The following is a 12130-nucleotide window of genomic DNA, read 5'->3' as shown; positions in this document are numbered from 1 at the left end:
GTCACTAAGGCCGGTCTGACGGCGTCCAACGGCGAAGCCCGCCGCCTGGCCCAGGGCGGCGGGCTGCGGTTGAACGACGAAGCCATCGCCGACGGCGCCCGCCTGATCGAGGCCTCCGACGTCAATGCCGACGGCGTCATGAAGCTGGCGGCCGGCAAGAAGAAGATCGTCCTGGTTCGGCCGGTCTAAGGAGCAAAGAGGATGACCGACATCACCGAAGGTCAGGCCGCGCCTGCGTTCGATCTCGCCACCGACGGCGACGGCCGCGTCACGCTGGCCGGGCTGAAGGGCCGGTCGGTCGTCCTCTACTTCTACCCAAAGGCCGACACCCCCGGCTGCACGACCGAGGGCCTGGACTTCTCGGCCTTGGCCGCTCAGTTCGCCGCCGTTGACGCTGTCGTCATCGGCGTCTCGCGCGATGCGGTGAAGAAGCTGGATCGTTTCAAAACCAAGCACGACCTCAAGGTCGTCCTGGGCTCCGACGAGGACGGCGTGGTCTGCGAGGCCTGGGGCACATGGATCATGAAGAAGCTCTATGGCCGGGAATATATGGGGGTCGAACGCGCCACATTCCTGATCGACGGCGCCGGCGTGGTCCGCCGCGTCTGGCGCAACGTCAAGGTCAAGGGTCATGCCGAACAGGTGCTTGAGGCTGTCCGCGCGCTTTGATCTGAGGCCAAGCTTGCCTCCGTCGACGACCTGACCCTTACTGCCGCCCAAGGGGCTAACAGTAGGATTAGGCCGGCCTTGCTGGCGAGATGCGGAGAGCACCATGTTCAACAAGAGCAAGCCGTTCGACAACGGCCCGTCCAGCGGCCCGTCCAGCGGTCTGGGGATTCCGCCCGCGCCGGAACCGACGCCCGCCGCGCCTTCAGTGGCGCCCGCCGCACCGCGCGCGCCCGAACCCTCGCGCCCCGCAGCGGCTTCGCGCTCGACCAGCCTGTCGACCCTGTCGGCCGGCGTGAAATACGAAGGCAATATCTCGGGCGCGGGCGAGCTTCAGGTCGATGGCTCGCTGAAGGGCGACATCCGCGTGGTGCGCGTCACCATCGGTGAAGGCGGTTCGGTCGAGGGCACGGTTCACGCCGACGTTCTCGACGTGCGCGGCCGCGTCTCGGGGGCCATCGTCGCCAAGCAGGTCAAGCTGTTCGCCACCGCCCGTATCGAGGGCGACATCACCCAGGAACAGCTGTCCATCGAACAGGGCGCCTGGTTCCAGGGGCGCTGCACCCAGGCCAAGCGCGACACACCGGGCGCCAACATGCTGGACGCCCCGACGCCGGCTGAGAAGCCCGCCGCCGCCAAGGCCGACAAGGTCGAGGCCAAGCCCGCCGCCTGATCAGGCGCAGTCCATAAAGGAAAGGGGCGGCCCGCAGGCCGCCCCTTTTTTAGTTCGCCGCCTCGCGGGTCTCGCCGACCCGGGCCGCCAGGGCCGCGCCCATGAACTGATCCAGGTCGCCGTCCAGAACCCCTTGCGTATCCGAGGTCTCGACCTCGGTGCGCAGGTCCTTGACCATCTGATACGGCTGCAGGACGTAGGATCGGATCTGGTGACCCCAGCCGATGTCGGTCTTGGCGTCCGCTAGGGCCTGCGCCGCCGCCTCGCGCTTCTGCAGTTCCAGTTCGTACAGCCGCGCGCGCAGCATCTTCCACGCCATGTCGCGGTTCTGGTGCTGCGAACGACCGGCCTGACACGCCACGACGGTATTGGTCGGAATGTGCGTCAGGCGCACCGCCGAGTCCGTCTTGTTGATGTGCTGACCGCCGGCGCCAGAGGCGCGATAGGTGTCGGTCCGAACATCGGACGGGTTGATGTCGATCTCGATCGTATCGTCCACGACCGGCGACACCCCGATGGAGGCGAAGCTGGTGTGGCGCTTGGCCGCCGCGTCGTAGGGGCTGATACGGACCAGACGGTGCACGCCCGATTCCGACTTCAGCCAGCCATAGGCGTTGGGGCCCTCGATCAGGATGGTGGCCGACTTGACCCCCGCCTGTTCGCCCTCTTCGTGGGCTTCAATCGTGACCTCGTAGCCGTGGGCCTTGGCCCAGCGCGAATACATCCGCAGCAACATCCCGGCCCAGTCGTTGGACTCGGTGCCGCCGGCGCCGGAGTTCACTTCCAGATAGGCGTCGTTGCCATCGGCCTCGCCAGACAGCAGGGCTTCCAGCTCGGCCCTAGCGGCCCGATCCTTCACGCCGCGCAGCTGTTCGCGGGCTTCCTCGAGGGTGGCTTCGTCGCCCTCCTCATCGGCCATCTCGGCCAGCATGACGCCCTCTTCCAGGGCGCTTTCCAGCTCGCGGACGCTGTTGATCTGGGCTTCCAGACGCGAACGGTCGCGGCTGACGGCCTGGGCCTGTTCAGGATTGTCCCACAGGGTCGGATCTTCGACCCGAGCGTTCAGCTCATCCAGTTTTCGAAGCGAGACATCCCAGTCAAAGACGCCTCCTGAGCAGAGCGACGCTCTGCTCGATGTCGGCCTTCATGGCCTCGACATCCGGTCTCATCGCAAACTCCTGCGAAACAACGCCCTCCCTGCAGCAGACCGCACCGCGTGCGGACCGATTGGGACGGCAAGATGGAAAAACGGCGCGCCTGCGGACAGGCGCGCCGGTTGATGGGTCTAACTAGAGCCTCAGTAGAGCCCGCTCAAGTCCTCTGCCGGCTGCTTCTTCGGCGGCGGAGGGGCGACGGCGGCCGGCGCGGCGGCGGCCGGGGGTTGCGCGGCCTCCTGCTCGCGACGGATCACGTCGTTATAGTTCTGCGGCCCGACGGGCTGGACGGGACGCGGCGCCTCCTCGCGAATCTGGCGCTCGGTGCCCGGGCGGAAGGCCTCCTCGATGCCGTTCACCGTGCGGAAGACGGCGTTCTTGGGCCGCACGAACGGCCGCGCCGGACGTTCCTTCAGAGCCACCTGCATGAAATCGGTGAAGATCGGCACGGCGGTCGCCGCCCCGGCTTCGCCTCCGCCCAGCGAGCGGTTGTCGTCAAAGCCGACGAAGACGCCGACCACGATGTCGCTGGAGAAGCCGACGAACCAGGCCGAGCGATACTCGTTGGTCGTCCCGGTCTTGCCGCCGACCCAACGCCCCAGGCCGCGCGCGCTGGCGCCGGTGCCCCGCTGGATCACCCCTTCCAGCATGGAGCTGATCTGATAGGCGGTGATGGGATCGATGACCTGAGCGCCCCGGTCCTGCAGGCGTGGCGATTCCTGGCCGCTGAACCCGCGCGTGCAGTCGCGGCACTGACGTCGGTCGGCCCGGTGGATGGTCTGGCCGTTTCGGTCCTGCACCATCTCGATCAGATAGGGATCGACGCGACGGCCGCCGTTGACGAAGGCGGCGTAGGCCGCGGTGATCCGATACGGCGTCGTCTCCCCGGCCCCCAGCGACATGGCCAGGTTCGGCGACATGTCGTCGACCACGCCCATCTTCTTGGACAGATCGACCACGTTCCTCATGCCGACCGCCTGAGCCAGGCGGACAGTCATGACGTTGCGCGACAGCTCCAGCCCGCGACGCAGGGTCTGGGGTCCATAATACTGACGGCTGTAGTTCTCAGGCGTCCAGCGGCCGCCATTGGCGCCGCCCGGGAAGCTGATCGGGGCGTCCAGCACGATGCTGGCGGGATTGAAGTCACCCTCCAGCGCTGCTGCATAGACGAAAGGCTTGTAGGCCGAGCCGGGCTGACGCTTGGCCTGGGTCGCGCGGTTGAAGCTGGACAGGGCATAGGAATAGCCGCCGACCATCGCCAGGACGCGGCCCGACTGCGGCTCAATGGCCACCAGGGCGCCGTTGACGGCCGGGACCTGCTTCAGGGCGAACTGACCGCCCTGCGGTTCGACGAAGATGAGGTCGCCCCGCTTCAACGGACGGTTGGCGTTGGCCCAGGCGGCGTCCGACACGATCAGCGAGCCGGTGCGGTTGTCGCGCGCGGTGCGAATGCGGACATTGTTGCCGCTGACGCTTTCGACGGCTGCGGGTTGCCAGGTGCGGCGCTCCGGCGGCGTGTTCTTCTTCAGCGCATCGGCCTGCCAGCCTTCTGCGAAGTCGGTCGTGCCCCAGGCGCCGCGCCAGCCGTGACGACGGTCGTAGCGCTCAAGCCCGTTCATCAGCGCGTCGCGCGCTGCCGACTGCAGCTTCGGGTCCAGCGTCGTCCGCATATAGTAGCCGCCGCGGTTGACCTCTTCCTGCCCGAACAGGCCGATGGCGCGCCGCCGCGCTTCCTCGACGAAGAAGTCAGCGTCGGCGTATTCCGCGCGACGCGGCGCGGCGCGGGTGTTCAGCGGGCGGGCCAGCGCCGTCGCCAGCTCCTCCTGCGTCAGCCACTTGTTGTCGGCCATCTCGCCCAGAACCCAGTCGCGGCGGCCCTTGGCGGCGGCCGGATGGCGCTTCGGATTATAGTTGTTCGGCCCCTTGGGCAGGGCCGCCAGGAAGGCCGCTTCGTCCGCGGTCAACTGGTTCAGCGACTTGCCGAAATAGTTGTAGGCGGCCGAGGCCACGCCATAGGAGCGATAGCCCAGGTAGATCTCGTTCAGATACAGCTCGAGAATCTGTTCCTTAGTCAGGGTCGCTTCCAGACGGCTGGAAAGGATGGCTTCCTTCAGCTTGCGGTTCAGGCTGGATTCGTTGGTCAGCAGAACGTTCTTGGCTACCTGCTGGGTGATGGTCGATCCCCCTTCGAGGCGTCGACCCGACAGCACGTTGAACACGTTCTTGAACATGGCCCGACCGATGCCGGACACGTCGATGCCGCCGTGCTGGAAGAAATGGCTGTCCTCGGCGGCCAGGAAGGCGTGGATCACCTGATCCGGCACCTGGTCATAGGTGACGTAGATGCGCCGCTCGTCCGAGAACTCACCGATCAGCGTGCCGTCGCCGGCGAAGACGCGCGTCGCCGTCGCCGGCCGGTAGTCCGCCAGCTCGGACGCATCCGGCATGTCGTGCAGGACCCAGGCCGCATAGATGGCGACGACCAGCCCGGCCACGGCGATGCCGCCCAGCAGGGCGACGCCCGCCATAACGAACCAGCGTTCGGCTATCTTCACCGTGAACTCCGCAAGACGCGCCCCAGGAATTGTCGTTTATCGCGCGTCGCCCGCGCCGCAAAGCGGAACCGCAAACTCAGCCCTTGTCGCGCAGCAGACGGGCCTTGTCGCGCTGCCAGTCACGTTCCGCCGAGGCCTCACGCTTGTCGTGCAGCTTCTTGCCCTTGGCCAGGGCGATCTCGAGCTTGGCCTTGCCTCGCTCGTTCAGATAGAGCCGGACCGGAATGATCGTCCGCCCGTCGCGCTGAACCGCACCGATCAGCTTGTCGATCTGCTTGCGATGCAGCAGCAGCTTCCGATGGCGGCGCGGCTCATGGTTGAAGCGATTGGCCTGCTTGTAGGGCGGGATGTCCGAGTTGATCAGGACGATCTCGCGTCCCTCCACTGCGGCGTAACTTTCGGCGATGTTGGCCCGTCCGTCGCGCAAAGCCTTGATCTCGGTGCCCAGCAACTGGATCCCGGCCTCGATGTAGTCCTCGAGGAAATAGTCAAAGCGGGCGCGCCGGTTCTCGGCGATCACCTTCTTGGGCGCGTCGGCGGCCATCAGACGACCCCGGCTTCCACCATGGCCTGATCAATCTGCGGCTTGACGGCGTCGCGGGTCCGGGACAGCGGCAGGCGAACCTCCTCGCTGCACAGGCCCAGCTTGGCCAGGGCGTATTTGGCCGGCGACGGCGAGTTGTCCAGGAACAATCCCTTGTGCAGGCCGATCAGGCGGTCCTGCCAGGTCCGCGCCGTGGCGTAGTCGCCCGCCGCGACAGCCTCGTACATGGCGACCATGGCTTCCGGCGCGACGTTGGACGTGACCGAAATCACCCCCACCCCGCCAGTGGCGGCGTAGCCCAGCCAGGTGGTGTCGTCTCCGCTGATCAGATCGAACGGACCGTCGATATGACGCCGCATCCAGCTCACCCGCGAAACGTCGCCCGTGGCGTCCTTGATGCCCACGATGTTCGGGTTGTTCGCCAGGTGCGCCACAGCCTCGTTCGACAGATCGACCCCGCAACGGCTCGGCACGTTGTAGAGGATCATGGGGATCTGCACGGCGTCGCAGATCGCCTCGAAGTGGGCGATCATGCCCTCCTGAGACGGCTTGTTGTAATAGGGCGTCACCACCAGGGTCGCGTCGGCGCCGACTTCCTTGGCGAAGGCCGACAGCTCGATCGCCTCATGCGTGGCGTTCGATCCGGCGCCGGCGATCACGCGCACGCGCCCGGCGGCGATGTTCACGCATTGCTCGATGACGCGCTTGTGCTCGTCCATCTTCAGGGTGGCGCTTTCCCCCGTCGTGCCGACCGGCACCACGCCATGGACGCCTGCGGCGATCTGACGTTCCAGGAGTTTTTCAAAAGCCCCTTCGTCCACGTTTCCGTCACGAAGAGGTGTGATCAAGGCGGTGATCACGCCCTTGAACAAGGGGGCGGTCATTGAAACAAGTTACCTGCGCGGTGTTTCGGGCGGCGTACCGCCCTTTTGAAGAGGCAGGGAGCGTAGGTTGCTCGCCGCTCGGCCGCAACCAGTGATGAATGAGGATCGGACATCTGATGATCGCGACGACCGTGGCCGCCGCCCTGGCGATTCTGACTCCGCCAACCCAGGACGTGCTGAACAGCGCCCCTGCTCCGTATTCCTCCAGCCAGAATGGCGTAATCAGCGGCCAGGACATGGCCCTGTTCCAGCAAGGTCTGGCATCGGCCCGCGCCCGCGATGTGATCGGCACGCAGGCGATCATGAGCCGCATTTCCGACCCCACGGCGAAGAAGCTGGTCGAGTGGGCTCTGGTCGACACCTCGGACAGGCAACTGTCCTACGCCGACCTCGCCCGGGCCCAGACCGACCTCGCCAACTGGCCCCGCGGTGATTCGCGACGGGCGGCGGGCGAGCGGGCGCTGAACCTGGCCAACGCCTCGCCCGACACCGTCATCGCCTTCTTCAACGGCGCGCCGCCGACAACCGCCGACGGCGCCATCGCCCTCGCCTCAGCCCTTGAACAAAAGGGTCAGCGTCGCGAGGCCCAGGAGTTGATCCGCGACTGGTGGCGCAACCGGTCCTTTGAAGAAGCTCAGCAATCCGTCATCGCCAATCGCTGGGGCGGCTGGCTGAACGCGGACGACCACGTCGCGCGCCTGAACATGCTGCTGCTCGGCCCGCATGGCCCGGCGACCCGCGCCATGGTCTATATGGTCCCCGCCGACCGCCAGGCCGTGGCCAACGCCGTCATGGCCCTGCGCACCGGCTACGCGCCTGACGCGCTCGTCGCCGGTCTCAGCCCCGCCGTCGCCAACGACCCTGCCGTGGTGTTGGAGCGCGTCCGCCTGCTGCGCTCCGCCGGCCGCCAGTCCGAGGCCTTCCCTCTCCTGTCCGCCCTGCCCGCCGCGCCGTCGCACAAGGAGGGCCAGGACACCCTGTGGAGCGAGCGCCGCAACTACTTCCTCGACGCCCTGCAACAGGGCAACCCGCGCGCCGCCTACGCCTCCATGAACGGCCACGGCTTCCCCTCGGGCGAGCGCAAGGTCGACGCCGAGTTCTTCGCCGGCTGGGTCGCCCTGACCAAGCTGAACGATCCCGCCACAGCCGCCCAGCACTTCGAAGTGCTGCGCAACAGCTCCTCGACCCCGATCACCCAGGGTCGCGCCCTCTACTGGCTGGGCCGCGCCGCCGAGGCGCGCGGCGACCGCCAGGGGGCGCAGGCCTGGTATCAGGCCGGCGCCGAGCACTGGCAGACCTTCTACGGGCAACTGGCCGCCGAGAAGGCGGGGATCGCCACCCTGACCCTGCCGGGCGAGCCCGCCCCCACGCCCGAGGACGTCAATCGCTTCGAGGGCAACGAGGTCGTGCGCGCCACCCGCATCCTCGGGGCGGCGGGTGAGAAGACCCTGATGCGGGTCTTCGCCTATCACCTCGACGACACCCTGCCGTCACCCTACGACCTGACCCAGTTGTTCGACCTGATGCAGGGCTATGGCGACCAGTTCGGCTCCATGATGGTCGGCCGCGCGGCCAGTCAGCGTGGCTTCGTCATGCCCGAGCGGATGTATCCGGTCCGTATTCCGCCCGAGACGTCAGGCGCCGCCCCGCTGGAATTCACACTGGCCATCACACGTCAGGAATCCAGCTTCGACCCGATGGCCCGCTCCGGCGCCGACGCCCGCGGCATGATGCAGTTCCTGCCCGCCACCGCCCAGGGCGTGGCCCGACGCATGGGAATTCCGTTCTCGCCGGATCAGCTCTGGGACCCCGACGTCAACATGCGTCTGGGCAGCTATCATCTGGCGGAGTTGACCAGCAATTTCGGCGGCTCGCCCCTGCTGGCGACGGTCGGCTACAACGCTGGACCTGCGCGCCCGCCGCAGTGGGTGGCGCGCTGCGGCGACCCGCGCAGCAATCAGGTCGACCCCATCGACTTCATCGAGTGCGCGCCCTTCACCGAGACGCGCAACTACATGATGCGGGTGATGGAGAATATGCAGGTCTACCGCGCCCGCCTGAACGGCGGCTCGGCCCCGCTGACGCCCTCGGCCGACCTGGCGCGCGGCACGCCGCCGAACAGCGGACCCCGCGCCTATCAACCGTAAAGCAAGCCGCCTCGTCCCTCTCGGATCACGAGAGGGACGACCGCCATGTTTTTATCTTCAGCAGAGCCAATCCAGACTAGACGGGCGTTCCAGCCCCATTGCCGGCCTTCAGCGCGCCACGGTCAGAAACCGGACTAGGATCCTTTTCCCGGTCTTCGACATCACAGCGAACGTGCCGCCCGAAAGCCAGGGCGCGCTCATCCTCTCCGATGTCGCCCAGGCCAGGATCAAGCTGAAGGATGAGGTGGCCTTGCGGCCTCACCTATTGCACCAATTGGACTGTTTTTTCGCCGCACCGTGCAATCGGCCGCCCTGTCAGCCGACGCTCGAAAGTCTCCGCGCCGCCAACAGCGGCCCATCGGGAGACTCCACCCAGTCTCCGTCCAGATGGAAAGCCGAACGCAACACGGCCGAGCGCAGGGCCTCCACCGGCGGGCCGTCCGCGACCACGCGGCCGGCGGCCAGCACCACCACCCGGTCGGCGATCCGCGCCGCCAGGGTCAGATCGTGGAGGCTGACCAGCACGCCCCCGCCCGCATCGGCCCGCGCTCGCAGCCGCTCCAGGACCAGAAGCTGCGCATCCGGGTCCAGCCCGGCGATGGGCTCATCCGCCACCAGCAGCGGGGCCTGAACCACCAGCGCCCGCGCCAGCAGAACCCGCGCCCGCTCGCCGCCCGACATCTCGGCCACGCCGCGCTCGGCCAGATGCGCCGCCCCGACTTCGTTCAGGGCCGCCCGCGCCCGGTTCAGCGCCGCAGCCCCTGACAGGAAGGGCGCGCCCAGCGCCGCAACCTCGATAGCCGGCAGGTTCCAGGCGATGTGCCGCTCCTGCGGCAGATAGGCCGCGCGAGCCCCGCGTTCGCGCTCGGACAGGCGCCGCACATCCTCGCCGCCCAGCCTGGCCGCCCCGCCCTGCAAAGGCGTCAGCCCCAGGCTCGCACGAACGGCGCTGGACTTGCCCGCCCCGTTCGGTCCGCACAGGGCGACCAACTCGCCCGCGCCGACCGACAGGCTGACGCCATCCAGGACTGTGGCCGCGCCCATGCGGACGACCGCGTCGTCCAACTCCAGCAGGGCGCTCACAGCCGCCACTCCCGCGCCGCGCGCCAGGCGATCAGCGCAAAAAGCGGCGCCCCCACCAGAGCCGTGAACACGCCGAGCTTCAGTTCCTGATCCGTCGGCATCAGCCGCGCCGCCAGATCGGCCAGCACCAGCATCACCCCCCCCGTCAGCGCCGAGGGAAGCAACAGCCGCCCTGGATCACCACGCACCGCCGCCCGCACCAGATGGGGCGCGGCCAGACCGACGAAGCCGATCACCCCCGCCACCGCCACCGCGGCCCCGGCCGCGACCGCCGAGGCGATCAGGGCCAGAACCCGCATCCGCCCCATCGACAGCCCGGACGCCCGCGCCGCCTCCTCGCCCAGGGTCAGCATCCGCAGGCCGGGCGACGCTCCCGCCGCCAGCACAGCGGCGACGGCCAAGGCCGGCGCGACCCAGGCCACGTCGATCCAGCTGCGGTTCTGCACCGATCCCAGCAGCCAGTTCATCACCTCGGCCGAGGCGATGGGCGAAGGCGACAAATTGAAGATCAGGGCCGTCAGCGCCCCCGCAAAGCTCGACAGCGCCACCCCGAACAGGATCAGCGCCTCGGGCGCCCGCACCCTCGCCGCAATGGCGACCAGCAACAGCCCGGCCAGCGCCGCGCCGATCAGGGCCGCCCCCTCGACCAGTCCCGGAAAGGCTGCGGCGCCCGCCACGATGGCGGCCGCCGCCCCCAAAGCCGCGGTCGCCGAGACGCCCAGCACGCCTGGGTCGGCCAGCGGATTGCGCAACAGCCCCTGCATGACCGCTCCCGCCAGCCCCAGGGCCGCGCCGACCATCAGGCCGCAGACCGCGCGCGGCGCCCGCACCTGCCACAGCACCTCGCCCGGCCCCGAGGCGGGATCCGCCATGGCCTGCCCGTACTGCGCCGCGGACAGCCCTGTCTCGCCGAACACCACTGCGCCGATCAGGGCCAGCAGGATCGCGGCCGCCAGGCCGAGGTTCAGACCCACATGCCTGGTCATCGCGCGGCCTCCGCCAGCAGGGCCGCCGCGTCGGCGGCGAACCAGGCCGGGCAACTCAGCGTCGCCGCCGGCAAGTCCGTCACTGTCCGCCCCTCAGCCGCCCGCGCCACCACCGGATGCCGCCCCGGGCCGCGCCAGTCCGCCCGCCATTGCTGGAAGAAGCCGCGCACGAACAGGGCCGGCGGCCTCAGAGCGATCTGCTCGATCCCCAGGGGCTGATAGCCTGGGCCCCTGACGCCGTTGCGGAACCCCGCCGCCTTCAGGATAGAGTCGATCAGCGACCCCGACCCGGTCGTATAGCCGCCCGGCGTGACGTAGACGGCCTCCCGTCCGCGGCCTGCGCCCGCCGCTTGGGCCAGCCTTCGATCCATATGGGCGATCAGGGCCGCGCCGCGCGCCTCCTGCCCCAGCCCGCGAGACACCGCCGTCAGGTTTTCCCGGACCCCCGCCATGTCGGTCGCGTCGTTGATGGTCAGCACCCGTGTCCCGCGCTTCTCCAGCGCCGCCAGCAGCCGCGGCTCCCCGCCCCAGTAGCGGACCACGACGTCAGGCTGGAAGCCGATGGCCGCCTCCAGCGTCGGCCTGACCCGCGGCCTGCCCCGCGCCGCCTCCCGCATCCAGGAGTCCTGGTCATCCGCCCGCGAGGACAGGGCCAGAGCCGCCGTCGGCGCCAGAGCCAGAACATACTGGTCCGCGCACTGATCCAGCGACAGCACGCGCATCGGCCGCGCCTCGGCGCCAACCGGCGTCAGAAGCAGCAGAGCCGGCAAGGCCCAAAGCCAGGACTTCACGACTTCAGAAGGCCGGCGAACAGCGCGTCCAGCATGGTCCGGGTCAACTCGTCGCGATCTGCCCACTCGAAATAGGGCTTGGTGATCCGCAGCGAAACAATGCCATGGCCGCAAGCCCAGATCGCCTGGGCCAGGGTAGCGGGATCGCCCCGCATCCGCCCGGCGGCCACCGCCTGCTCCACCACCGCGACAAAGGCTCGAAACAGTTCCGACCCGGTTTCCTGGGCCACCGTCTGCGCGCCTTCGCGGGCCTCGACCGGACGCGTCAGATAGGTCAGCCGATAGGCGTTCGGGTTGTCGAAGCCGAACTTGATATAGGCCTCGATCATGCGGCGCAGCCGCGCCTCAGGCGGCTCGTCCTGAACCAGAATCTGCTGGTGCGACGCAATCAGCGCCTCGAACGCGCCCCGACAGATTTCATGCAGCATCTCGCTCTTGTCGGCGAAGTGCATGTAGAGCGCCGTCGACGAAAGACCCACCTCGTCGGCGATCTTGCGAATGGTCGCGCCCTCATAGCCATGCTCGACAAATATGCGCTCGGCGGCCGTCAGGATTTCTGCACGCCGCGCGTGGCCTTCGCCCTTGGGCTTGCGGGCGGAGCGCGGCGTGGTGGTCGAGTCGCCGGACAATCCACAACTCCATGATGG

The 12130-nt window shown here is 68.4% G+C and carries 11 protein-coding genes and 1 pseudogene; 4 read left to right on the top strand and 8 right to left on the bottom strand.

The window, feature by feature from the left end; translation table 11 throughout:
* The 3 genes and pseudogenes from B4A39_RS15920 to B4A39_RS15910 all read left to right on the top strand — a co-directional run.
* A pseudogene (locus B4A39_RS15920) lies at nucleotides 1-189 on the top strand (tyrosine--tRNA ligase); the annotation flags it as partial.
* Between the two features lie 12 nt (nucleotides 190-201).
* The gene (locus tag B4A39_RS15915) at nucleotides 202-669 is read left to right on the top strand and encodes a peroxiredoxin (RefSeq protein ID WP_292037564.1); all 468 of its coding nucleotides are present in this window, start codon (nucleotides 202-204) and stop codon (nucleotides 667-669) included.
* Nucleotides 670-772: 103 nt separating this feature from the next.
* Nucleotides 773-1339, top strand: a complete 567-nt coding sequence (locus B4A39_RS15910) for a bactofilin family protein (RefSeq protein ID WP_292037563.1) — start codon at nucleotides 773-775, stop codon at nucleotides 1337-1339.
* 49 nt (nucleotides 1340-1388) lie between these two features.
* On the opposite strand, the gene prfB is transcribed toward B4A39_RS15910, so the two are convergent.
* The 4 genes from prfB to dapA form a co-directional block, all read right to left on the bottom strand.
* Nucleotides 1389-2508 (bottom strand): peptide chain release factor 2 gene (gene prfB, locus B4A39_RS15905; RefSeq protein WP_292037561.1). Its coding sequence is split into 2 segments (ribosomal slippage): nucleotides 1389-2438 and nucleotides 2440-2508, totalling 1119 coding nucleotides; the frame shifts between segments, so codons are not numbered across the junction.
* A 128-nt stretch (nucleotides 2509-2636) separates the two neighbouring features.
* The gene (locus B4A39_RS15900; protein ID WP_292037579.1) at nucleotides 2637-5021 is read right to left on the bottom strand and encodes a penicillin-binding protein 1A; all 2385 of its coding nucleotides are present in this window, start codon (nucleotides 5019-5021) and stop codon (nucleotides 2637-2639) included.
* A gap of 103 nt (nucleotides 5022-5124) precedes the next feature.
* On the bottom strand, nucleotides 5125-5592 hold the full coding sequence (gene smpB / locus B4A39_RS15895) for an SsrA-binding protein SmpB (protein WP_292037560.1): 468 nt from the start codon (nucleotides 5590-5592) through the stop codon (nucleotides 5125-5127).
* The gene (gene dapA, locus B4A39_RS15890; RefSeq protein ID WP_292037559.1) at nucleotides 5592-6476 is read right to left on the bottom strand and encodes a 4-hydroxy-tetrahydrodipicolinate synthase; all 885 of its coding nucleotides are present in this window, start codon (nucleotides 6474-6476) and stop codon (nucleotides 5592-5594) included. The genes smpB and dapA overlap by 1 nt, the downstream gene beginning before the upstream one ends.
* A gap of 116 nt (nucleotides 6477-6592) precedes the next feature.
* Between dapA and B4A39_RS15885 the strand changes: the two genes are divergently transcribed.
* The gene (locus B4A39_RS15885) at nucleotides 6593-8623 is read left to right on the top strand and encodes a lytic transglycosylase domain-containing protein (protein ID WP_292037556.1); all 2031 of its coding nucleotides are present in this window, start codon (nucleotides 6593-6595) and stop codon (nucleotides 8621-8623) included.
* Nucleotides 8624-8938: 315 nt separating this feature from the next.
* Here the strand turns inward: B4A39_RS15885 and B4A39_RS15880 are convergent, their stop codons facing one another.
* The 4 genes from B4A39_RS15880 to B4A39_RS15865 are packed head-to-tail and all read right to left on the bottom strand — an operon-like array spanning nucleotide 8939 to nucleotide 12112.
* On the bottom strand, nucleotides 8939-9706 hold the full coding sequence (locus B4A39_RS15880; RefSeq protein ID WP_409449554.1) for an ABC transporter ATP-binding protein: 768 nt from the start codon (nucleotides 9704-9706) through the stop codon (nucleotides 8939-8941).
* Entirely contained in the window at nucleotides 9703-10692 is a 990-nt protein-coding gene (locus B4A39_RS15875) for a FecCD family ABC transporter permease (protein WP_292037554.1), read from the bottom strand. Before B4A39_RS15875 ends, B4A39_RS15880 begins: the two co-directional genes overlap by 4 nt.
* Nucleotides 10689-11483 (bottom strand): ABC transporter substrate-binding protein, encoded by a 795-nt coding sequence (locus B4A39_RS15870; RefSeq protein ID WP_292037553.1) that lies wholly within the window; start codon nucleotides 11481-11483, stop codon nucleotides 10689-10691. Before B4A39_RS15870 ends, B4A39_RS15875 begins: the two co-directional genes overlap by 4 nt.
* Nucleotides 11480-12112 carry a TetR/AcrR family transcriptional regulator gene (locus B4A39_RS15865; protein WP_292037552.1) on the bottom strand — a complete coding sequence of 211 codons (633 nt, stop codon included), beginning with the start codon at nucleotides 12110-12112 and terminating at the stop codon, nucleotides 11480-11482. Before B4A39_RS15865 ends, B4A39_RS15870 begins: the two co-directional genes overlap by 4 nt.
* Nucleotides 12113-12130: the final 18 nt, after the last annotated feature.

It is taken from the genome of Brevundimonas sp. UBA4553 (assembly GCF_002387245.1).
In the GTDB taxonomy this organism is placed as follows: domain Bacteria; phylum Pseudomonadota; class Alphaproteobacteria; order Caulobacterales; family Caulobacteraceae; genus Brevundimonas.
This window is presented reverse-complemented; position numbering and strand designations above follow the sequence as displayed.